The organism is Phycobacter azelaicus, assembly GCF_014884385.1.
In the GTDB taxonomy this organism is placed as follows: domain Bacteria; phylum Pseudomonadota; class Alphaproteobacteria; order Rhodobacterales; family Rhodobacteraceae; genus Phycobacter; species Phycobacter azelaicus.
Genome location: NZ_WKFH01000003.1, coordinates 2,300,686 through 2,322,933, shown reverse-complemented (window position 1 = coordinate 2,322,933; position 22,248 = coordinate 2,300,686). Strand labels below are relative to the sequence as shown.

Sequence of the window (22,248 nt, the reverse complement as noted above, 5' to 3'; positions counted from 1 at the left end):
TAACCCAAGACCATCACAAGCAAGACCCATGACCAAGATCATCTCCTCTTATCCGATAGGCACCAGAGCATGAGCGGGCGCCACACTGTTATTGTCGGCGCTGGTATAGTCGGCGCCGCAACCGCGATCTGGCTGCGCCGCGCCGGACATGAGGTCACGTTGCTGGACAAGGGCGAACCCGGAATGGGCGCCTCCTATGGCAATGGCTGCATTCTGGCGAGCTGTGCCATCGTGCCTGTGACCACACCTGGGCTGCTGCCCAAGGGGCCGAAATATCTGATGGATCCGAACTTCCCGCTGTTCATGCGCTGGTCTTACGGTCCGAAGCTGCTGCCCTGGCTGATCAAATACCTCTCTCATGCCAATGACGGCGACACCCGGCGGATCTCCAAAGGGTTGAGCCATGTCATCGGCGACAGCGTCGAGCAGCACCAGGCGCTGACGGCGGGGACACCGGCGGCGAAATGGGTGCAGGAAAGCGATTATTGCTTTGCCTATGAAGACCGCGCGGCCTTTGAAGCGGACAAATACGTTTGGGAGCTGCGCCGTGAGGCCGGTTTTGTGCCCGAGCTGATCGAAGGCGGTGAGGTGCAGGAAAAGGAACCCATCCTGGCCCAGAACATGAAGCTGCTCGCGGTGATGAAGAACCACGGTTACATCCTCAACCCCGGCAACTACGTGCGCGATCTTGTTGCGCTGTTGGAGGAGATGGGCGGGCGTTTCGTGCAGGCCGAAGTCAAGGATTTCGACCTGTCCGGCGGGCGCATCACGGCAGTTGATACCGACAAAGGCCGCTTTGAGTGCAATGAAGCGGTACTGGCCACTGGCGTCTGGTCCAAACCCCTGATGCAGAAACTGGGGCTCACTGTGCCGTTGGAGGCTGAACGAGGCTATCACATCATCTTCAAGAACCCGAGCCAGACCCCGAATAATCCTATGATGCTGGCCTCGGGGAAATTCGTTGCGACTGCTATGGATCAGGGGCTACGCTGTGCAGGCGTGGTCGAATTCGGCGGCCTGAGCGAGGTCAAATCCAAGGCACCACTGGCGCTCTTGCGGCGCAAGGTCAGGGAGTGCTTTCCGCAGATGGTCGCGGACAGCGAAGAGGAATGGCTGGGATACCGCCCTGCCCCCACGGACAGCCTGCCGCTGATCGGAGAAGTCGGCAAAACGGGTGTCTTTGCGGCCTTTGGCCATCACCACGTGGGCCTCACCGGCGGCGCCAAGACTGGTCGCATGGTGGCCGACATGATCGCAGGCAGGCCCAGCAATATTGATATGCGTCCCTATGAACCGAACCGGTTCGGCTGAGGCGCCAAGACCATAAGAAACAAAAAACAAACCAACCAAACAGGGAGATCAAAATGATCACGAATTTCACCAGAACTGTTGCCTATTCCCTATCTGCCCTGGCCCTTTCGGCCGCGGCCGTCGCGGCAGAGAAATGGGACATGCCCATGGCCTATGCCGCAACCAACTTCCATTCCGAAATGGGCGTGGTCTTTGCCGACAAGGTGCGCGACTACACCGGTGGTGAGATTGATATCACGGTGCACCCCGGCGGCTCGCTCTTCAAGGGCGGAGAGATCAAGCGCGCAGTGCAGACCGGCCAGGCTCCGATTGGTGAGCGGTTCATGTCCGCCCATGCCAATGAGGCGCCGCTCCTGGGCTGGGACAACCTGCCCTTTGTTGCCACCAGCTATGCCGAGAACGAAAAACTCTGGCATGCTGCCAAGGACAAAGTGAACGCGCAGCTCGCGGACCTCAACCTTGTTGCGCTTTATACATGCCCCTGGCCCGGTCAGGGCTTCTACTTCAAGAAAGAGGTCGGATCATCCGCTGACACCCAAGGTGTGAAATTCCGCTCCTACAACACGGCCACCGCCACCTTTGCCGAAGAGCTGGGCATGATCCCGGTGCAGATTGAGGCCGCAGAACTGAGCCAGGCGCTGGCAACCGGTGTGGCGGAGTCTTTCATCTCCTCGGGCTCCACCGGCTATGACCGCAAGGTCTGGGAACACCTGACCCATTACTACAAGGTCAACGCCTGGCTGCCGCGCAACTACGTGATGGTGAACAAGCAGATCTGGGAAGGTCTGAGCGGCGAAACCCAGGCCGCGATCCAGAAAGCCGCCGATGAGACCGGCGCCGCATGCGCCGCCAAGTCCGAGGAGCTAGCCAACTGGTATTTCGAACAGTTGAGCGCCAATGGCATGGCGGTCACCGATGCAAGCCCGGAGTTCCTGGGCGAGCTAAAAGAGATCGGCACGAAGATGACCGAGGAGTGGCTGGCTTCCGTCGGCGATGACGGCAAGGCGATCCTTGACGCCTATAACGGTAACTGATCGGTCCAACCCAGACGGCCCTGGCCTGCACCAAGCTGGTGGGGCCGTCACTTTCCTGACCTTACTGCATCCGATTTCTGGGGGTGTCGATCTTGCGCGACTGGCAACCATTTCTGGGCCTGCCTTTGTGGCTTTGGCTGTTTGTTCTTCCCTCCTTGCTGGCGATGGCCTGCCTGCTGGCGCCCGGCCCCATGGGGCGGCTCCTGCGCCCCCTGCAACGGGTGACGGACAAGATCTATTTCGGCTCTGGCGTCGTCGCTGCGGGGTTCATGCTGCTGATCCTGCTGTTGATCGTGGCGCAGATGATTGCCCGCTGGAGCAACCTGACCTTTCCCGGCTCCACCGAATATGCTGGCTATGCCATGGCGGCGACCTCTTTCCTGGCGCTGGCGCATGCGCTGACACGCGGCGCACACATTCGGGTGTCGATCTTCCTCAACATCAGCCCGCGCATCGGGCTGGTACTGGATGCCTTTGCCATGTGGGTCGGTGCGCTCACCGCCACTTATTTTGCCCGCTACGCGATCAAGACGAACATCTTTTCCAAGATGCTGAACGACCGCACGCAGGGGCAGGATTTCGTGCCCGAATGGCTGCTGTCCTTCTTTTCAATGTTCGCCACAGCCCCAACGAAATGGGGTGAGCTCTGGGCGAATACCGGCTCTGACTGGGTCTATACGCCGATGTGGCTGCCCCAATTGCCCATGTCCATTGGTACCGTGCTGCTGGCACTGGCCCTGTGGGACTACCTCTGCCGCCTTCTGATAACCCGCCGCGCCAGCATCAATTCGGAGGCCGTCGAATGAGCGAGATCTACGCCACCATTATCTTTCTCTTTGTCCTCTTCGCGCTTTTGGGCAGTTCGGTCTGGATCGGCCTTGCGCTGATGGGCGTCGCCTGGGTGGGGATGGAGCTGTTCACCTCGCGCCCGGCAGGGGATGCGATGATCACCACGATCTGGACTGGTGCCTCCAGCTGGACGCTGACCGCCCTGCCCCTGTTCATCTGGATGGGAGAGATCCTCTATCGAACTCGCCTGTCCGAAGACATGTTCCGCGGGCTGGCTCCTTGGATGCGCTGGCTGCCAGGCGGATTGCTGCACACCAATATCGCGGGCTGCACTATCTTTGCTGCTGTTTCCGGCTCTTCCGCCGCGACGCTGACCACCGTGGGCAAGATGTCGATCCCCGAGCTGCGCAAGCGGGGATACCCTGAATTCATGATCATTGGCACTCTGGCGGGCGCGGCCACGCTGGGCCTGATGATCCCGCCGTCGCTGACGCTGATCGTCTATGGCGTGTCGATCAATGAATCGATCACCAAGCTGTTCATGGCCGGCATCTTGCCGGGTCTCGTTCTGGCCGGGTTGTTCATGGCCTATATCATCGCCTGGCACTACCTCTCAAACGGTGAACGCCCGCAGGAGGAACCGAGGATGACACTCGGGCAGATGCTGGCCGAAAGCCGCTTTTTGATCCCTGTCCTTTTGCTGGTCGCGGTGGTGATCGGATCGATGTACATGGGCTATGCGACGGCGACCGAGGCTGCTGCTGTGGGGGTTCTTGGCTCCATGTCACTGGCTCTGGCGCAAGGCTCGCTGAACTGGAGCACCTTTGCAGCCTCGCTGATGGGGGCAACGCGTACCTCGGCGATGATCGCACTGATTCTGATGGGCGCGTCCTTCCTGTCCCTGGCGATGGGCTTTACCGGCCTGCCACGGGCGCTGGCGGGCTGGATCGACGACATGAACCTTTCGCCGCTGGTGCTGATCGTCGCGCTGACGCTGTTCTACGTAGTGCTGGGGATGTTCCTTGATGGCATCTCTTCGGTGGTGCTGACCATGGCCATTGTCGAGCCGATGATCCGCCAGGCCGGGATCGACGTGATCTGGTTCGGGATCTTCATTGTGGTCGTCGTGGAAATGGCGCAGGTGACGCCCCCTATCGGGTTCAACCTCTTTGTGCTGCAAGGCATGACCCGGCACGAGATTTCCTACATCGCCAAGACCGCCATTCCCATGGTTGGGCTGATGCTGGTGATGGTCGTGATCCTTGTCGCCTGGCCCGAGCTGGCCACCTGGCTACCCGACAACATCCGCGCAGCGCCATCGGGATGATGGACTGAACGCATGCTGATATCGCTCGCCTTCGTGGCCCGGCATGGCCGGGCCGCCTTGGTTCTGGGCCTGTTGGCCGGACTGCTGCTGCCGGATCTGGCCCGGCTCCTGCGACCGTTCATCCCACATCTGGTCGCCCTGCTCCTGTTCCTGACGGCCTTTCGCATCGGTGCGCGCGCCGCGCTTGGAGGGCTGAACGATGGGGTTTCGTCCTTGCGAGCGGTTCTGGTGCTGCAACTGGCGCTGCCACTTGTCGCGCTGTTGCTATTTTGGCTGACCGGTGTCGAAACAACGCACGCCGCCATTGCCATCCTATTGATGCTGAGCGCGCCTTCGGTGACGGGCAGCCCGAACATAACACTGCTTCTTGGACATGCACCGGAGCCCGCCTTTCGCGTGCTGATCCTCGGCACCGCATTAATGCCAGTGACGATCATTCCGATCTTCCTGCTGGCGCCGAGCCTCGGCGGGCTGCAAGAGGTGATCTGGGCCGCCCTGCGCCTTATTGGGGCCATTGGCCTGACGGTGACAGCCGCCTTTGCGCTGCGCCGCCTGACCCTGCCGGATCTGCGCACGGATCAGGTGCAGGCGCTGGACGGGCTTACGACCCTCGCTCTTGCGGTGATTGTCGTGGGGCTGATGTCCGCGCTGGGACCGGCCCTACAGGCGTCGCCTGTGGTGGTCGTCAAATGGATGGCTCTGGTGTTGATCGCCAATCTCGGACTACAAGTTCTGACCTTCCACGTTCTGCGCTGGCGCGGCCACACACATGTCGCCGTGCCCTATGGGGTTGTGTCAGGAAACCGCAACTTTGCATTGTTCCTGATCGCCTTGCCCGCCAGCACCACCGACCCATTGCTGATCTTCCTGGGCTGCTATCAGGTGCCAATGTATCTGACGGCTGTCATTATGCGTCGCCTCTATGCCGCCGGTCAGCCCCAGTCCCCCGTAAGATCAGGCAGTTAACCCAGACTCAGCCCGGAAACAGCCGCGCCATTTCTTCGTCGAACCTGGCCCAGCTCAGCACCGCCTTGTTGCCTGCAAACCCGTGGTAGTAGGATTTCCCGGTGGAGGTCGGCAGCCCCGCCCAGATCTTTGACAGATTGTGCATGAAATCATGGCGGCTCATCTCACCTGCCAGGATTTGGCTCAGTCCGGCCTCTTCCAGCAGCTGATGTGCCAGACGGTCCTGCAACAAGGGAGAAAACCGGTCAGAGCGGCTTGCGCCCACGTGTTTCACCAAGCGACGCAGAGTGGCGGGAATGAATTGATAGCGACCAATCGCATGCTGCTGGCCCGGCGTTTCGTCGATCCACTTGTAGATCTCTCCGATGGTCATCTGCGTGGGCTTCTTCGGAGGCTTGATCGTTGCCGCGTATTGCACCGCGTCATATTGCGCCTTGCCAGCCTCTGCGCTGGCGATGAGCTGCATCAGACGCCTAACCGCATCACCGCCAACCGCTTTTGGCAGGGTACGGAACAGGCTGGTTCCGCTGCGACCCGTGAACAGACTGGCGAGGTTTGCCTGCACGGCTTCCATCTCTGCCTCAAGATCAGGCTGCGCTCGCGCGGCACTGCGGGACCTGGGCGCCGCTTCTACTTTGGCCGGGATGGTTAGCACCGGACGGGAACTCGACGCTCCGCTTTGAAAGAACTGTTGATTGACAATCGAAAACCTCTCAGCCGCGCACAAGGGCGCCGCCGCAAAGGAAACAGACAAGACGGCATACGCCAAGGTATTGCGAACAGGGATCATGGAAACCTTCTGGTTCGATCTTTAGGTCAACCCAACCATGACCGAACAGAATTGATATTTCCTTTAATGGCATTTGAAGGAGCTTTAGTGGTCAGGAGAAACTCCTGTCACACTACACGGCCCTATTATTCGGGATTCTGAAGATCCTTCTGCATCAAGACAAGATCAAGCCATTGGCCCCACTTGCGCCCTACATTCGGCATCCTCCCAACCTCACGAAACCCAATCGCCGCGTGAAAGGCAACAGCCCCTGCGTTGGCGCCACTTACCCCGGCCACCAGAACGCGAATATCATCCGCGCGCGCAACGTCCTCCAGACGGGCCATCAATGCCCGCCCCACCCCCCTGCCCTGAGCTGTAGGCGCCAGCTGTATCGAATGCTCTGCGGTATGCCGGTAGCCCGGACCGGCCCGAAAGGCAGCATAGGTGGCGTATCCGATGACCTGCCCCTTTGCCTCTGCAACGAGAAAGCGCGCCCCGCGTTCAAGCACGGTTGCCAGCCAAGCCTCTGACGACTTTTCTTCGGTTGTGAAGGTGATCAGAGTATCACGGATCATACGCCCGGCAATGTCGGCGATTGCTTGCGCATCCTCGGCACAGGCTTGTCTTATGATATCGCTCATGAATGGCTCCTACCTCGCGCTGCGCTGGAGCCGGTGGCGGGGAGACAGGGATTCGAACCCTGGGAACGCTCTCACGTTCAACGGTTTTCAAGACCGCCGCATTCGACCACTCTGCCACCTCCCCGGTCCGCTGGCGGTTTAGGCCGGGCAAGGCCCGCGCGCAAGGGAAAATCGCGCTTTGCCGCCCTGTGCCTGACAAGAGTGCACGCGGAAACATGCCAATCGCCCCATGATACATACGGATTTACTCGACAGGGTCGGCCACAGGGTTTTCATGGCCGCACACGCAGGCTATCATCCGCAAAAAGCAAAACGACGACCGGGAACCCGGATCGGGGCGGCATGCCAGAATGAGCACAGGCAGGGGAAAATCATGACAAAGGCCAAGTCAATCGGAGCAGCAGGCGCACGGATGTCCGTCGCCGCAGTCAGCCTCTTGTTGCTCGCAGCATGTGAGGACGGCGCGGGTCTGCCTTTTATCCAGAATAAGACGGCAACAGAAGACACTCCCCCGACCTCGAACCGCACTCGCCTTGTCGAGCGCGACGTTGAGGCCCCGGAGGTCTTTCAAGTGACCGAAGCCGGCCTGTGGGACGGACGTCCCTCGTTGGGCGGTGTCTGGGTGGCGCACCCGGATGCGCAGGATCCCGAGCGGGTGATCATTCGCAACGGTGCAAACGGCAAATTCGTGATCGGTGCGCTTTTCCGCCGCGAACGTGAGATCCCGGGCCCCCGCATTCAGGCGTCTTCCGACGCGGCCGCCGCTCTTGGCATGCTGGCAGGCGCCCCAGTTGAGCTACAGGTGACCGCACTGCGCCGCGAGGCAACGCCGGAAGAATCTGCTCCTGAAGAGGCACCACAGGTTGGCGCCGAAGAAGCGGATGCTCCCGCCATCACCATCGACGCTGCCACGCCCAGCGCAGTGTCGGAAACTGCACTGGACCCCATCGCCGGGGCTGCAGCCGCCATAGATGCGCCGGCGTCAGCTCCTACGAAACCGGCCACTGCAAAACCACGTGTCTCGCCCCTGGACAAGCCTTACATCCAGATTGGCATCTTCAGCGTTGAAGCGAATGCCGAACGCACCGCCGGGCAGATGCGAAACGCTGGCATGATTCCAACGGTCTATGAACAGTCCTCCAACGGAAAACCCTTCTGGCGCGTCGTTGTCGGGCCTGCCCAAACAAAGGCAGAGCGTAACAAGCTCCTGAAAGCCGTGAAGGAGGCAGGCTTTTCGGATGCTTATGCCGTAACCAACTGAGGGCGCCCTTCGGAATCCGGCCACCTATAACGAAAACAAGGATGACACAGCAGTGATCGATCTTGTAAAATCCGTCGTCAAAAGCTCCGTTTCAGCAGGGTTCTTTCTGAGCCTGTCCGCCATGTCCGCTGCGGCTTTCGATACCAATGCGCGTGCCGCCTATGTGCTGGACCAAGGCACCGACACGGTGCTGCTGTCAAAGAATGCGGATATACCGCTGCCTCCTGCCTCTATGTCCAAACTAATGACGCTCTATGTGGCTTTCGAAGCGCTGCGGGACGGGCGACTGACCCTGGATGAGCGCCTGCCGGTCAGCGAGCACGCGATGAGCTATGGCGGCTCCACCATGTTCCTTGACACGACCGACCGGGTGCGGGTCGAGGATCTGATCCGCGGCATCATCGTGTTGTCCGGCAACGATGCCTGCGCGGTGATCGCAGAAGCCCTCAGCCCTGATGGCACCGAAGCCGGGTTTGCCCGCTACATGACCAAACGCGCCGCAGAGCTGGGCATGACAAACGCCACCTTCGCGAACTCGAATGGCTGGCCCGCTGCGGGCCACCTCATGTCCATGCAGGATCTGGGCATTCTTGCCAAACACCTGATCGAGGATTTCCCAGAATATTACCCTCTGTTTGCGGAGCGGACGTTCGAATTCGACGGGCGCGCACCATCCAACACGCGCAACCGCAACCCGCTTTTGTCGTTGGGCATCGGCGCAGACGGCCTCAAAACTGGCCATACAAGCGAGGCAGGCTACGGCCTTGTCGGATCCGCCAAACAGGGGGATCGTCGGGTGATCTTTGTAGTCACCGGCCTTGACAGCACCAAGGCCCGCGCAGAGGAGGCCGAAGCCCTCGTTAACTGGTCGTTTCGCCAATTTGCCAAGAAAACCGTCGCCAAGGCCGGTGTCCCGATTGCCGAAGCCGAGGTCTGGCGGGGCGCTGCACGATCGGTAGGGCTGGTCCCCGCCGAAGACCTGGCGGTACTGGTGCCAGCGCTGAACAGCGGCGAGATCAACGCCGAGGTGGTCTACACCGGCCCGGTTGATGCCCCGATCCAAAAGGGGCAGCAACTGGCCGAGCTTGTCTTCCAACCCGATGAGCTGCCAGAAGTACGCCTGCCACTTGTAGCCGCGAATGATGTGGCCGCGGGAGGCTTCCCCGTGAGGGTAAAAACCGCAGCTCAGGTTCTGATCCAGCGCTTCCTCAGCGGCCCCGAGGAGGCGATGTGACCACCAGTCCAAAAACCGGGTTGTTCATCACCTTTGAGGGGATTGACGGCTCTGGGAAATCAACACAGTGCAGGCTGCTGGCCGAGGCGTTGACCGAGGCAGGTCGCGACGTCGTGCTGACACGCGAACCGGGCGGCTCTCCCGGTGCGGAAGACATTCGCCGGATGGTGCTGGAGGGTGACCCCGACAAATGGTCGGCCGAAACCGAAATTCTGTTGTTCACGGCTGCGCGGCGTGACCATCTTGAACGTACCATCAATCCTGCGCTTGCTGCTGGAAAGATCGTTGTCTGCGACCGCTTTGCAGACAGCACCCGCATGTATCAGGGGCTGTCGCGCGGCGATCTGCGCGCCACGGTGGACCGCTTGCACGAAATGATGATTGGCCGCGAGCCGGATTTGACCTTCCTGATCGACATGGACCCGGCCACCGGCCTAGCACGCGCCAAAGGGCGTCAGGGGACAGAGGAACGGTTCGAAGACTTTGGCCTCGCCCTGCAGGAAAAGATGCGGGCGGGTTTCCTGGCGCTGGCGGATGAATTCCAAGGACGGTTCTGCGTTCTGGATGGCAACCGCCCGGTTGAGGTGGTTGCCCGCGATGTTCTGGCCCAGGCGCACGCCAAACTTGCAGCCTCCGGAGCCGCCGCATGAGCAGCGAAGAAGACCTGCCACGCGCAGATCAGGCCGCTGGCGCACCACATCCACGGGAAACGCAGCGTATCTTTGGTCAGGACAAGGCCGAAGCGGATTTTTTGACGGCTTTCAATTCGGATAGGCTGCACCACGGCTGGCTTCTGACCGGGCCCAAAGGAGTAGGCAAGGCAACGCTCGCCTGGCGCATCGCGTGCTTTCTTTTGGCTACTCCCCCTGCCGAAGACGGGCTGTTCGGCGCGCCGCCCCCGGCAACCTCGCTCGACATCAGCCCGGACCATCCGGTGTCGCACCGCCTTCAAGCGCTGGCGGAGCCGGGACTGGCGGCGATCACCCGCAGCTATAACGACAAGGGCAAGCTGCGCGATCAGATCGTGGTTGACGACATCCGCGCGCTGACGAAGTTCTTCGGGCTCTCCGCCACCGATGGCGGGCGCCGGGTGGTGATCGTGGATGCCGCCGATGAGATGAACCCCAGCGCCGCCAATGCGCTCTTGAAGATGCTGGAGGAGCCCCCCGCGCGCACCACCATGTTCCTGATCTCGCATCAGCCCTCGCGCCTGTTGCCGACGATCCGCTCACGCTGCCGCACCCTGCGCCTTGGCCCTTTGAACGCAGAGGACATGCAGGCCGCGCTGATGCAATCGGGGGCGGATCTGCCTGAAAATCCCGATCATCTTGCCGCACTGGCGGCAGGATCCGTGGGCGCGGCGCTGCGCCTCTTGAATCTCGGCGGGCTCAAGACCTACGGCGAGCTGGTGCAGATCCTCGACTCCCTGCCCCGACTTGACCGCCAGCGCGCCCTCGCCCTGGCTGAAACCGCTGCCCAGCGCGGCGGGGCCGAAAAGTTCGAACTGCTCCTGACCCTCGTGGAATTTGCCATGGCGCGCCTTGCCCGCACCGGCGCCACCGGTCAGCCGCCCCAGCCCGAAGCGGCAATGGGCGAAGCGGCGATGCTGACACGGCTGGCGCCCGATCCGCCCAAAGGGCGAGCATGGGCTGACCTGTCGGCCGAAGCAACGGCCCGCGCGCGCCACGGGCAGGCGGTGAACCTTGACCCCGCCGCCCTAGTTCTAGATACGGTTTTCAAGATGCAGGATACCGCGTCGCACTGACCCACCGTTTTCACGGGCTTTGACAGGGGGCTGCGGCGCAAGAAGGCGACGAGAGACAGGCATGAGCAGCAGCACCCTCCCCCAGATCACCGACAGCCACTGCCACCTGGATTTCCCGGATTTCGACGGAGAGTTGGATCAGGTGATTGCCCGCGCCGCAGAGGCCGGTGTGACCCGCATGGTTACCATCTGCACCAAGCTGAAGAATGAACCGGCCGTCCGGGCCATTGCCGAGGCGCACGATCCGGTTTTCTATGCCGCTGGCACCCACCCGATGAGCGCGGCGGATGAGCCGCTGGTCAGTGTTGAAGACCTGGTCGCCCTCGCCAAACACCCGAAATTCGTCGGGATCGGGGAGACGGGCCTTGATTATCACTACACCGCCGACAGCGCCGAGGTTCAGCAGACCTCCCTCCGAACCCATATCGCTGCCGCGCGCGAAACCGGCCTGCCACTGATCATCCACGCCCGCGCTGCCGATGACGATATGGCTCGCATTCTGGCCGAAGAAATGAAGAACGGCAGCTATACCTGCGTTATGCACTGTTTCTCTTCCTCTTCGGAATTGGGAAAGGCTGCGCTTGATCTCGGTTTTTACCTGTCGATGTCCGGCATTGCCGCCTTCCCCAAAAGCCAGGAGCTGCGTGATATCTTTGCCGCTGCCCCCATCGACCGTATCCTGGTCGAAACGGACGCGCCCTATCTTGCACCGCCACCGTTCCGGGGCAAGCGCAATGAGCCCGCCTATACCGCCCATACAGCAAAGGTGGGCGCCGAAGCCTTTGGCATGGATTACGCAGATTTTGCGGCCCGCACCCAGGAAAATTTCGACCGGCTGTTCTGGAAGGCCGCAGAGTACAAGGCGGCCGCGTGATGGCAGAGTTGCGCTACACCATCCTTGGCAGCGGTTCGTCGGGCGGGGTGCCGCGCCTAGGAGGTCATTGGGGCGATTGCGATCCCGACAATCCGCGCAACCGTCGGCGGCGCTGTTCGATGCTGGTAGAGCGTGAGGGGCCGGAAGGCACTACGACGGTGCTGATCGATACCTCCCCCGATATGCGTAGCCAGTTACTGGATGCGGGTGTCGGGCGGCTTGATGCGGTGGTTTACACTCATTCCCATGCCGACCACGTGCATGGCATAGACGATCTGCGGATGATCGTCTTCAACATGCGCGCGCGCATCCCGGTCTATGCGGATGGCGACACGCAGAATGCGCTTTTGTCCCGGTTCGGCTACGCGTTCGTGCAGCCCGAAGGCTCTCCCTACCCGCCTATTCTGGATCTGCGCAACATCGACGGGCCGTTTACCATCGATGGCCCCGGCGGAGAGATTCCCTTCCGTCCCTTCGAGGTCGGGCACGGATCCATGGACGCGCTTGGCTTTCGCATGGGCGGGCTGGCTTATCTGCCGGATGTGGTCGAGATCCCGGACGCGGCCCTACCCGAACTGACGGACCTTGACTACTGGGTAGTGGACGCGCTGCGACGCACGCCCCACCCGACGCATTTCAACATGGATCAAGCGCTAGAGTGGATCGCGCGCATGAAGCCACGCCGCGCCGTTCTGACCAACATGCATATCGACATGGATTACGCCACGGTCGAGGCCGAAACACCCGATCACATCACCCCCGCCTATGACGGCATGGTGATAAGCGTCCCCCTTTAGAGCGGTGCGCCGCAGCCTCCCAGTAGGACCACCCCATGCTGCAAAGCCTGATCGACGTCATCCTTCCCGTCTTCCTGGTTGTCGCCGCAGGCTATGCCGCCACGAGGCAGGGCTATTTCACCCAAGATCATATCGAAGGGCTGATGAAATTCACCCAGAGTTTCGCCATCCCCTGCCTGTTGTTTCGCGCCATTGCCAACCTGGATCTGTCCAGCAGCTTTGACCCCATCCTGCTGATCAGTTTCTACACCGGCGCAGGCGTCTGCTTTCTCATCGGTCTTTTCGGAGCGCGATTTATCTTCAATCGCGACTGGGAGGACAGCGTTGCCATCGGTTTCTGCTGTCTGTTTTCAAACTCGGTCCTTTTGGGATTGCCGATCACCGAGCGCGCATTTGGAGCCGACAACCTGACCGGCAACTATGCCATCATCGCCTTTCATGCGCCGTTCTGCTACGGGATCGGCATAACGGTGATGGAAGTTGTGAAAAACCGTGGTCGCGGAAACGTCCATATGGTGCGCTCCGTGCTGAAAGCCATGTTCAACAACGTGCTGATCCTTGGCATTGCCCTTGGTTTCACCTTCAACCTTGCGGGCCTGTCGGTTCCCGGCGCTCTGGATGATGCACTGCAGCTGTTGATCCGGGCGGCCTTGCCTGCGGCCCTTTTTGCACTTGGTGGCGTTCTGGTCCAATACCGCCCCGAAGGCGATCTGCGCACCATTGCCTTTGTCTGCGTTACCGCGCTGATGGTACACCCTGCCATCGTCTGGGGCTTGGGGACAACACTGGGCCTGAAACAGGATCTGTTCCGCTCAGGCGTTCTCAACGCGGCCATGGCGCCCGGTTTCAACGCCTATATCTTTGCCAACATGTACGGTCGGGCAAAACGCGTGGCCGCCTCTTCGGTTTTGCTCGCAACTGGCGCTTCGATCGTGACAGCTTGGTTCTGGCTGGAGGTCTTGATGTGAGAGGCCGCGCGCAGTCATCCTTGCAAAACAATGATAGATCACCACAAGCACCAGCCTCAGGACACATGCCAAACAGAGGACAGTTACTGCCGGAATGCTGACTACGAAAAGAACCGAGGGCATCTGTGCCACCGGGTTGCCGCGCAACGCCAATTCTTGAACCTTCTGTACATTACCTTGTTCAATTCCATTCAGTGCATTGTAGCTTCAGACAAGCGGAGGCTTGGTCCTTTGCATCGGCGTTTGTTGACCTTCTCCCCTGTATCTGGGCCATTGCGAACTGGAATTTTCCACCTTTGAATGAACAAACGAGTCTTCCCCCGAGGTCCGCGAGCGCGCGGCGCGGCGGATGCTTGACAACCAGGGTCAGCATTGTTCCCGCTGGCAGGCAATCATGTCGGTCTGCGCGAAGATTGGCTGTTTGGCACGCACTCTGAATTAGTGGGGCGAGAAGGCAGAGGTCGACAGCCGCAAGCGGGCGGGCGCTCCAACCGATGTCGCCGACAAGATGAAGGCGCGGGAGCGGGAGAACCGCGTGTCGCGTCAGGCGAACGAGATCCTCCGGAAAGCCTCGGCATACTCTGCGATGTCGGAGTTCGATCATCGGTCGAAGTAATCGTGTCACTTATACGCTGCCCGACAGCGCATACCTGCATGCGCGAAAGGAGACATGCATCGCGAGGAGCATCGGGTCGATCCGATCTACATTCGCCACTGTCTATTGGACCAATGGCGTTTCAATGGCTCATTCCTGCCGATAACCCCTTCAAAGCCGGGGCGATCAAATGCCAAGGGTTCTCCATGTCTGCCTCAAGCCTTTATCCTGAGTAGAGAAGGACGCGTGAACCGAGGAAGCAGGCGATAGCTCATCTCAGATGATCTGACGGGATCAGTCAGCGCACAAAACAACAGGAGCTGCAACCAATTCGGGTTCGAGCCCAAAGGCCAGATTAGATACTAAGTCTGTCAAAGGAGGGCCGATGGCTGGGGTGGTAGGATTCGAACCTACGATACACGGTACCAAAAACCGCTGCCTTACCACTTGGCTACACCCCATCGGTGTTGGGCCTTCTAAAGCGAGTTCGGAGGCGGCGCAAGTGGTTTTTGAAAAATTCTTGCAAGGAAATTCTCGCCTCGCAACAATCTCTGACACCACCTCCTAATTCGTTGAGTTTTATGAGGTTTGCAACAAAACCGCTCCACTCCGCCCGCCTTTCTCCACCGCCTCATGGGCCTTTGCCGCCTGATCCATTGGGAGCACTTCGGCAATCGGCACCGAAAGGCCGCCTTCCGTCAACGCTCGGTGCAAGCGCGTTATCGCAGCCTGTCTTGACGAAGTCGGCAAAAGGTAAATCAGGGCCATTTCCAACGTGACTGCCTTGAACATCAAAGGATAGAACGGCAGTGACGGCTGAATCATTTTGGCAGAACCATAGGCCGTGATCCGCCCATTTGGTGCAATGACTTCGGCATCGATCGCCGCATTCAAGCCAAACTCGACCTCGACAATCAGATCGACAGGACGACCGCCATTCGCGGCCAAGATTTGGGCAGAAAGGTCATCTGCATCATAACTCAGCACAGCATCAGCCCCGGCGGCCGCGACGCGTTCTCGCGCCGAGGCGGAGCAGGTTGCGATGACATGCGCCCCTGCCCATTTTGCCAATTGCACGGCAAGGTAGCCGACTGTCCCTGCTCCGCCCTGGACCAGAACCGTTTTCCCGGCCACATCCCCCGCGGAAAACACCGCATGACAGGCGGTGAGCCCCGGAATGCCAAGTACCGCACCGGTTTCGAGGCTTATTCCCTCCGGCAGTGGGACGGCCTGCTCCTGCGGCAGGCAAATCTCAGTTGCAGCTGTGCCAAAGGCGCGCTGCCATTGGCCGTTCCAGATCCAGACCCTCTGGCCAAGCCGTGCGGGATCCACATCCTCTGCCACTTCGCAGATGACACCTGCCCCATCGCTGTGGGGAATAATGGTCGGGAAAGGCAATTCGCTCACCCCAGCCCGCGCGCCGGCCCGGGCCTTGACGTCAGACGGGTTCACCCCAGAGAAGGATAACGCAACCCGCACTTCTCCCGCAGCGAGAGGCGGCACATCCAGAGTTTCGAGAGAAAGAACCTCTCGCGCGGGACCAAATGCCCGGTAGGTGACTGCCTGCATGACGTAACTCCCTTGCAACTGTAAGGGCCACCCGATGAGGTGCGCCCGATCGGTGCCAAAAGAGCCCCAAGCCCAGGGTTTGTGCAAGCTGTTTAATGCCAGGTCGAACCGAATTGGTTCGACAGGAGCACGCCGACCTAATCAGGGACGCCCGCCTGTCTCAAGGCGTCCGTCCATCGCTCGCCCACCTGACCCAAAGCCACTGCATGCTCCTGACGGTATTTGGCGAGACTAAACGTAGGGATCGCATCCAAGAGGCTTTGAACCACGTCCTTCGCCTCCTGCCGACGGCCAGACATATGCAGCGCTATGGCCTTGGTGCTGAGGCTGCCAGGGTAGGATGCATTTGACTGTAGCGAGCGATCAGCCAGCTCAATAGCGCGTCCGTAGTCACCTGCCGTCAGGTTTGCCAGCGCGGACTCGGCATCAAAGTAATAGCGCTGCGGTCCAAGTGGCGATAGCCGCCGAGCCGCATCCGTGAGCTTCACCGCCTCCTCAGGTCGGTTCTGATACGCGTGGGTTGCCCCCTTCAGCAGCACAGCCAGTGCCTCGTTTGGATTGTCCTTCAACGCAAGATCATATTCACTCTGCGCCAGATCGAAATGGAACAGCAGATGGCTCGAGATCGCGCCTTTCAGAGTGTGCGCAAGAGAAAAGGCCGGATCTGCCTCAAGGGCAGACGTCGCGAGTTGGCTTGCCAGATGGGTGTCCAGTTGTCGGTCGCTGGAGTATCCTTTCTGAACCCGCATGACGTGCCAAAAGCCCATCCATGTCAGCGGCAAAGGATGCTGCGGCTCGCGCGTCAAAAGCACGTTCAGGATCTCTCGGGACTTTTCAAAGGACGCTGGGTTCATCTCCTGCATCAGAGAAATGGCAGCCATCAGGAGAGTATGACCCTCGAGGCTGCTGAGCGGCTTAAAACTTACTAGCCGCACGGCGTCGCCGATCAGGGTCTGACCGATCTGGCGGGTCACATCTCTTAGGGCTTCACTTTGCCCTGTCATGAGATCCGCAAGAGGCCCTTCAAAACTGCGTGACCAGATGACCTTTTCCCGAACGGCTTCGTGCAGTTCAACATCCAGCACCATCTTCTGACCGCGCACGTGAACCACACCAGACACCAGATAGTTTACACCCGCGACAGAGGACACCTCAGCCGAGCGCACACGGGTCGGGTCAAACTGGCGCGACGCCAGGTAAGAGGTTACCGTGAAGGCCTGACTTCGAGCCAGGCAGCGCGACAACTCTTCGGACAACAACGAGCCAAGTGGCGAAGTATCCTCGCCAGGCGCATGCTGCACGAAGGGAAGTACCGCGATCGGCGGCAAGAGATCGTCATAGAGCACACGCCCAGGTGATCCCTTTGACGCCTCCGGCTGCCCGGAGTATTTGGCATCAAAGTCCGCACGCATCTGCGCCAACCAGCTTTCGAACCGGGTTTCGTGCGGCAGCTCAAACCCTTCCATGAATTCTGCATGCGCTTCAGGCTGGATAAATTGAACGCGCTGCAGATCCAACGTTACCCTTTCGCGGTTTGCACTGATGGCCTGAGCCGCCTCGGGGCCAAGATGCCTTTTCAGGGTGGATAATGCTGTCCTTAGACTTGCTTTCGCCTGTTCTGGCTGCGCAAGGCTCCACAGGGTGTGCTCAAGAAAAGCACGTGTTCGAATTCCCGAAGCCGACGTTGACAGCAAAGCCAAGAGCGCTTGGTGCTTTGCTCCCAAGGGGACACTTGTTCCGTCTGAGCGAAAAACTCCAAACGCGCCGAATTGATTCAACCTTATCAAAATACTCATAACCGCTCCCAATCAACCGTGACACAAGGATGAAATTACAGCAATTCAGCGCAAATATGTAGCGAAAAAGCATATTTTTCAAAAATCAAATAAATAAACTCAAAAAGAGAATACATCTCTGGAAAAATAATTACAACCAGAGGGCTAATAGTGGATTTTCCGCCTGTTTTCCGGGCAAGAACCAGGGCCTTCGCACAAAAATCCATCCCTCCGTGCAGGAAGGGGGTGATTTCCGCGCAACACTTCTAAAACCTTAGTTTTGCTTTTTTGAAAGTCAAATCAGAATGAAGCTGTAGGCATCATCGGTGCGAACAACCTGCCCAAGCCCACCTCCGGGCAAGTGATAGCCTATGACTCGAATTTGATCATGCGCAAGTTGATCAAGGAGGCTTACCCGCGTTGAGGCCGCCATATCAGGATTGTGGTCGGTTCCCACATGCCAAGCAGGATGTGCGAAACTGACATGGTGATTGCCAATCGCATCCCCCAGAACCATCACGCTTTCACTTCCCGACCGTAGCTCGAATGACATATGACCCGGCGTGTGACCATGGGTGGCACGCGCGGCAACGCCGGGAAGGATTTCCTCACCGTCTTTGAACCGGGTGATCTGATCCTCCAAGATTTCCATCCGGCGGTAGGCCCCCGCAGCCATGGTGGCGCGCTCTTCCCCGATAGTATCTATCGTTTCAGGGTCGAACCAATAGTCCCATTCCGCCTGGCCAATCATATGTTCGGCATTGGCAAAAAGCGGATCGTCGAAATCATCCAACACCCCCCAAAGATGATCTGGGTGCGCGTGCGTGAAGACAACATGCGTGACGTCCTCGGGGGCGACACCCGCCTCCTCAAGGGCCGCAGGCAGTCGACCGGCACTCTCCTGAAAAGCCGGACCAGATCCAGCATCAAACAGCACCACACGATCACCATCACGCATCAGCGTGATGTTCAGCGGTGGTTCGAGCGGATCCTGAGTAATACCGTGGCGAGAGAGGATCGGGTCGAGCTGTTCATCCGTCAAATCGGGGAACAGAAATCCCTTGGGAAGAAGAAGGTTGCCATCAGACAGGGTCTGGATCGACATATCACCGAGTGTAAGAGCATCCCCCGCCTGCGCATTCGCCCGCGTCAGCGACGGAAAAACTCCTGTTGCAACGGCCCCGGCCGCAACACCCTGCAAAAAATCCCGCCTTTTCATCTGGTTTCGCTCCACCCTGCATCGTTTGCCCATATTAAACCCCGAAGCGTTGCCGACCGGACAAACTACCCAAACCGTAACACATGTTACATTCGCATACATGAATTTATATAGAGCTACTTTCAGCTATGCAAAGGAAATCCGAGAACCCCTCTTCTTCCCTTGCTAGCGCCCCGTAGCAAAAGACCGGCGCGGAACTCCGCACCGGCCACACAATCTCAGATTGAGATTAACTTACTGACGGCTCAGCTCTTTCCACTTGCCGTTCTCGACGATCGAAATGACAATATCGTCAGCCCCCCGATGATCATCCGCGGCATATGTAATCTGCGTATCGGTCAGATCATCGAAATAGGTCAGGCTCTCCATTCCCTTGATAAAGCTTTCATGGGTCAGGTCTTTGCCAGCTGCTTCCAAGGCACGGATCACGGTGTCAGCCGCGGAATAACCAAGCATGGCAAATCCGCCGGCAGGCTGGGAAAATTTCTCTTCATACCCTTTGATAAAGGCGGCCGGAACCGGTTCTTCGGCGCGGGCCAGAAGGCTGACCCAGCCAGAAGCGGCGTACAGACCATCGGTCACCCCGCCCGGCACCGCAGCCACAACATCAAGGAAGCCGGCAGAAGTGTTGAGGAACTTCACGTCGGTCCAGCCGAGTTTCTTGGCGGTGCCAACCACGGTGATGCCTTGGCGTACGCCCAGCGCCAGAGTGACCACGTCGCAGCCCGCCGATTTCAGCTTGGTCAGGGACCCGACAAAGTCCAGCTCGTCCGGCTTGTGCGAGGTTTCCGCCGCATAGGTCAGCCCCAACTCTTCGGAAATGTCCTTGGTGCTTTCCTGGATTTCCTTGCCAAAGTCGGAAGGAATGTACATTGAGCAGACTTCCTTGGAGTCGAACTCCCCGGCCAGATATTTCACACCGACCTGTACCTGGTCATAGTAGCTGGAAAAGCCGATGAACTTGTTATTCATCGGGTCCTGCAGCATCTGGCGCGCGGCCGAAAGCGGGCCTACGTTGGGGATTCCCTTGGGGTCCAGCAGCTTGAAACCCGCCACATTCATTGGTGTGCCCAGCGACAAGAGCATGGCAAAGGCCTTGTCGCGGTTCAAAAGCTTGTTGTAGCCCTGCATCGCACGCGGGATCTGATAGCCGTTGTCCTCGACCACGAATTTGATCTGACGGCCATGAACGCCGCCTGCGGCATTGGCCTCGTCAAAGCGCATGTTGGCGCCATTGACGGCCGGAACACCCACTGCGGCAAAGATACCGCTGAGGTCATTGACCGAGCCGATGACGATTTCCGTATCGGAAACCCCTTGTGTTTCTGCCTGAGCGGCAGTGGCGCCTGCAAGGGCCATTGCCGTAACCGTCAGCGCGGATGTCAGTTTCTTCATTTTCGCTTCCTCCCTGGATATGCGTGCGGCGTCCTTTGTCATGCGCGCCGTCAGTACATGTCGTCGATCAGTGCCTTGTGCTTCTTCTCCACGAAGCTGCGCTTCAGCTTCATCGTCGCGGTCAGCTCGTCGTCCTCGGCCGTGAGCAGAACGTTGATCAGGCGGAAATCCTTGATCTGTTCGACCCGCGCGAACTCCTTGTTGACGGCCTCGACTTCGGCCCCAATCAGCTGCACCACCTCCTCCGCGGCGCAGAGCGACGCAAAGTCGCTGAATGGTATCTTGCGGTCCTGTGCGAATTTCTCAACATTTTCCTGATCGATCATGATCAGGCAGGTGAGATATTTGCGCGCATCCCCGATCACCACCGCATCCGAGATGTAGTGGCTAAACTTCAAACGGCTTTCGATCTCGGCCGGAGTGATATTCTTGCCACCCGCCGTGATGATAATGTCCTTGATACGGCCCGTAATGGTCAGGTTGCCCTTCTCATCGAGCCGCCCCACATCGCCGGTGCGCAGCCAGCCGTCGTCGGTAAAGGTCTCGGCGGTTTTTTCGTTGTTGCGCCAGTAGCCTTGAAAGTTATTGAGGCCCAGGGTCTGGATCTCGCCATCCTCGGCAATGCGCAGCTTGACGCCCGGAACCGCAGGGCCAACCGTGCCGGGGGCGTTGCTCTCGAACGTATTGGTCGTCGAAAGGCCTGCGTTTTCTGTCATGCCGTAGCCTTCGATCAGCGGAACACCGATAGACCAGTACCAGCTCAAAAGCTCGGGCGAGATCGGCGCAGCACCCGTGCCGCCCCGGCGCATCTTGTCCATTCCCAGCATCCGGCGCAGGTTGCGCAGCACCAGAAAATCCCAGATCGCATAGTTTGCCGCCACGCCCGAGGGGACCGGCTTGCCGTGCATGACATATTCAGCCCGCTTGCGACCCGCCTTGATCGCCGCATGAAAGGCCATGCGCCCAATGGGTGTCGCCTCCTGCGCCAGAACCAGCACGCGCGAGTAGATCTTTTCCCAGACCCGCGGCACCGCAAAAAAGGTTGCAGGAGAGACCTCCTGCATATTGTCGAACACGGTTTCCGGGCTTTCGGCAAAGTTCACCGTGCTGGTAGCCGCAAGCGGGAAATAGACCGACACGTTGCGTTCAAGGATGTGACAGAGCGGCAAGAAACACAGTTGCTCGTCATTGCCGGTGAATTCCAGCGCCCGCGCCCCGGCTTCGATTGAGGCCAGGATATTCTCATTGCTGAGCATCGCCCCCTTGGGCATGCCCGTAGTGCCGGAGGTATAGATCAGAAGGGCGGTATCTTCTGGCTTGGTCTTTGCGATCTCGGCCTCATAGGCACCGGGATGCTTAGCCTCATAGGCTTTGCCCAGCTCATAAAGCTCGTCGATGAACAGACATTTCTCATGGTCGAGATCATGCAGCCCTTCGCGTTCATAGATGATGACCTTGGCAAGCCCCGGCACCTGATCAGCGATCTCAAGGTACTTGTCGAGCTGCTCGTCATTTTCCACGAACAGGAACCTGCTGTCGCTGTCGTTGACCAGATATGCCAGCTGCGAAGCGGAGTCGGTCGTGTAGACCCCCGAGGCGATGCCCCCTGCCCCCTGAATGCCCATGTCAGAGTATAGCCACTCGCGCCGGTCCTCGCTGAGGATCGACACCACCTCACCGCGTTTGAGGCCCAACGACATCAGGCCAAGGCCGATCCATTTGGCATGGTTCCAGTAGTCACTCCAGGAATAGGCTTTCCAGATGCCCATATCCTTTTCGCGATGTGCGGTCCGCGACCCCAGCGCAGCGCAGCGCTGCTGGAACAGCTGGGTTATCGTGGTGCAGCCGTCCACCATGACCGGACGCTGCCCCGGATCGGCATTGAACGACACGCCGTTGATGAGCACCTGCGGGTGTGCGGTCTGTCCAAGGTTTTGCATGTTCATCCCTTCCCCC

General features: G+C 59.4%; 19 protein-coding genes, 2 tRNA genes and 1 pseudogene. 13 read left to right on the top strand and 9 right to left on the bottom strand.

Annotated features, from left to right (window positions below; translation table 11 throughout):
- Nucleotides 1–69 precede the first annotated feature (69 nt).
- The 5 genes from INS80_RS12260 to INS80_RS12240 all read left to right on the top strand — a co-directional run bounded on the left by INS80_RS12260 (nucleotide 70) and on the right by INS80_RS12240 (nucleotide 5,427).
- Nucleotides 70–1,311: an NAD(P)/FAD-dependent oxidoreductase gene (locus INS80_RS12260; protein ID WP_192965906.1), complete on the top strand. Its 1,242-nt coding sequence runs from the start codon at nucleotides 70–72 to the stop codon at nucleotides 1,309–1,311.
- A gap of 53 nt (nucleotides 1,312–1,364) precedes the next feature.
- A complete protein-coding gene (locus INS80_RS12255; RefSeq protein WP_192965905.1) occupies nucleotides 1,365–2,345 on the top strand; it encodes a TRAP transporter substrate-binding protein in 981 nt (326 codons plus the stop codon).
- 92 nt (nucleotides 2,346–2,437) lie between these two features.
- Nucleotides 2,438–3,151 carry a TRAP transporter small permease gene (locus INS80_RS12250; protein ID WP_192965904.1) on the top strand — a complete coding sequence of 238 codons (714 nt, stop codon included), beginning with the start codon at nucleotides 2,438–2,440 and terminating at the stop codon, nucleotides 3,149–3,151.
- On the top strand, nucleotides 3,148–4,461 hold the full coding sequence (locus INS80_RS12245) for a TRAP transporter large permease (protein WP_192965903.1): 1,314 nt from the start codon (nucleotides 3,148–3,150) through the stop codon (nucleotides 4,459–4,461). The genes INS80_RS12250 and INS80_RS12245 overlap by 4 nt, the downstream gene beginning before the upstream one ends.
- 12 nt (nucleotides 4,462–4,473) lie before the next feature.
- Nucleotides 4,474–5,427 (top strand): hypothetical protein, encoded by a 954-nt coding sequence (locus INS80_RS12240; RefSeq protein WP_192965902.1) that lies wholly within the window; start codon nucleotides 4,474–4,476, stop codon nucleotides 5,425–5,427.
- A gap of 7 nt (nucleotides 5,428–5,434) precedes the next feature.
- On the opposite strand, the gene INS80_RS12235 is transcribed toward INS80_RS12240, so the two are convergent.
- The 3 genes from INS80_RS12235 to INS80_RS12225 all read right to left on the bottom strand — a co-directional run bounded on the left by INS80_RS12235 (nucleotide 5,435) and on the right by INS80_RS12225 (nucleotide 6,964).
- Nucleotides 5,435–6,001, bottom strand: coding sequence for a lysozyme family protein (locus tag INS80_RS12235; RefSeq protein ID WP_439650941.1), 567 nt, complete (start codon nucleotides 5,999–6,001; stop codon nucleotides 5,435–5,437).
- A gap of 341 nt (nucleotides 6,002–6,342) precedes the next feature.
- On the bottom strand, nucleotides 6,343–6,840 hold the full coding sequence (locus INS80_RS12230; protein WP_192965900.1) for a GNAT family N-acetyltransferase: 498 nt from the start codon (nucleotides 6,838–6,840) through the stop codon (nucleotides 6,343–6,345).
- Between the two features lie 34 nt (nucleotides 6,841–6,874).
- Nucleotides 6,875–6,964: transfer RNA gene (locus INS80_RS12225), tRNA-Ser, on the bottom strand.
- 249 nt (nucleotides 6,965–7,213) lie between these two features.
- Between INS80_RS12225 and INS80_RS12220 the strand changes: the two genes are divergently transcribed.
- From INS80_RS12220 to INS80_RS19320, 8 genes and pseudogenes are all read left to right on the top strand, one after another.
- Nucleotides 7,214–8,101 carry an SPOR domain-containing protein gene (locus tag INS80_RS12220; protein WP_192965899.1) on the top strand — a complete coding sequence of 296 codons (888 nt, stop codon included), beginning with the start codon at nucleotides 7,214–7,216 and terminating at the stop codon, nucleotides 8,099–8,101.
- 121 nt (nucleotides 8,102–8,222) lie between these two features.
- Complete coding sequence (locus tag INS80_RS12215; RefSeq protein WP_192967272.1) at nucleotides 8,223–9,335, top strand: D-alanyl-D-alanine carboxypeptidase family protein; 1,113 nt, start codon at nucleotides 8,223–8,225, stop codon at nucleotides 9,333–9,335.
- A complete protein-coding gene (gene tmk / locus INS80_RS12210) occupies nucleotides 9,332–9,985 on the top strand; it encodes a dTMP kinase (RefSeq protein WP_192965898.1) in 654 nt (217 codons plus the stop codon). The genes INS80_RS12215 and tmk overlap by 4 nt, the downstream gene beginning before the upstream one ends.
- Nucleotides 9,982–11,100, top strand: a complete 1,119-nt coding sequence (locus INS80_RS12205; protein ID WP_192965897.1) for a DNA polymerase III subunit delta' — start codon at nucleotides 9,982–9,984, stop codon at nucleotides 11,098–11,100. The genes tmk and INS80_RS12205 overlap by 4 nt, the downstream gene beginning before the upstream one ends.
- 61 nt (nucleotides 11,101–11,161) lie before the next feature.
- Nucleotides 11,162–11,974, top strand: coding sequence for a TatD family hydrolase (locus tag INS80_RS12200; RefSeq protein WP_192965896.1), 813 nt, complete (start codon nucleotides 11,162–11,164; stop codon nucleotides 11,972–11,974).
- Complete coding sequence (locus INS80_RS12195) at nucleotides 11,974–12,771, top strand: MBL fold metallo-hydrolase (protein WP_192965895.1); 798 nt, start codon at nucleotides 11,974–11,976, stop codon at nucleotides 12,769–12,771. Before INS80_RS12200 ends, INS80_RS12195 begins: the two co-directional genes overlap by 1 nt.
- A 35-nt stretch (nucleotides 12,772–12,806) precedes the next feature.
- Complete coding sequence (locus tag INS80_RS12190) at nucleotides 12,807–13,739, top strand: AEC family transporter (protein ID WP_192965894.1); 933 nt, start codon at nucleotides 12,807–12,809, stop codon at nucleotides 13,737–13,739.
- 349 nt (nucleotides 13,740–14,088) lie between these two features.
- Nucleotides 14,089–14,369 (top strand): annotated as a pseudogene (locus INS80_RS19320) (transposase); the annotation flags it as partial.
- A 351-nt stretch (nucleotides 14,370–14,720) separates the two neighbouring features.
- Here the strand turns inward: INS80_RS19320 and INS80_RS12185 are convergent.
- The 6 genes from INS80_RS12185 to INS80_RS12160 form a co-directional block, all read right to left on the bottom strand.
- Nucleotides 14,721–14,795, bottom strand: a tRNA-Gln gene (locus tag INS80_RS12185).
- Nucleotides 14,796–14,913: 118 nt separating this feature from the next.
- The gene (locus tag INS80_RS12180; RefSeq protein WP_192965893.1) at nucleotides 14,914–15,903 is read right to left on the bottom strand and encodes an NADPH:quinone reductase; all 990 of its coding nucleotides are present in this window, start codon (nucleotides 15,901–15,903) and stop codon (nucleotides 14,914–14,916) included.
- Between the two features lie 137 nt (nucleotides 15,904–16,040).
- On the bottom strand, nucleotides 16,041–17,699 hold the full coding sequence (locus INS80_RS12175) for a transcriptional regulator (protein WP_192965892.1): 1,659 nt from the start codon (nucleotides 17,697–17,699) through the stop codon (nucleotides 16,041–16,043).
- Nucleotides 17,700–17,973: 274 nt separating this feature from the next.
- Nucleotides 17,974–18,897 carry an MBL fold metallo-hydrolase gene (locus INS80_RS12170; RefSeq protein WP_192965891.1) on the bottom strand — a complete coding sequence of 308 codons (924 nt, stop codon included), beginning with the start codon at nucleotides 18,895–18,897 and terminating at the stop codon, nucleotides 17,974–17,976.
- A 234-nt stretch (nucleotides 18,898–19,131) separates the two neighbouring features.
- Nucleotides 19,132–20,292, bottom strand: a complete 1,161-nt coding sequence (locus tag INS80_RS12165) for an ABC transporter substrate-binding protein (RefSeq protein ID WP_192965890.1) — start codon at nucleotides 20,290–20,292, stop codon at nucleotides 19,132–19,134.
- A gap of 50 nt (nucleotides 20,293–20,342) precedes the next feature.
- Nucleotides 20,343–22,238: an AMP-dependent synthetase/ligase gene (locus tag INS80_RS12160; protein ID WP_192965889.1), complete on the bottom strand. Its 1,896-nt coding sequence runs from the start codon at nucleotides 22,236–22,238 to the stop codon at nucleotides 20,343–20,345.
- Between the last annotated feature and the right edge of the window lie 10 nt (nucleotides 22,239–22,248).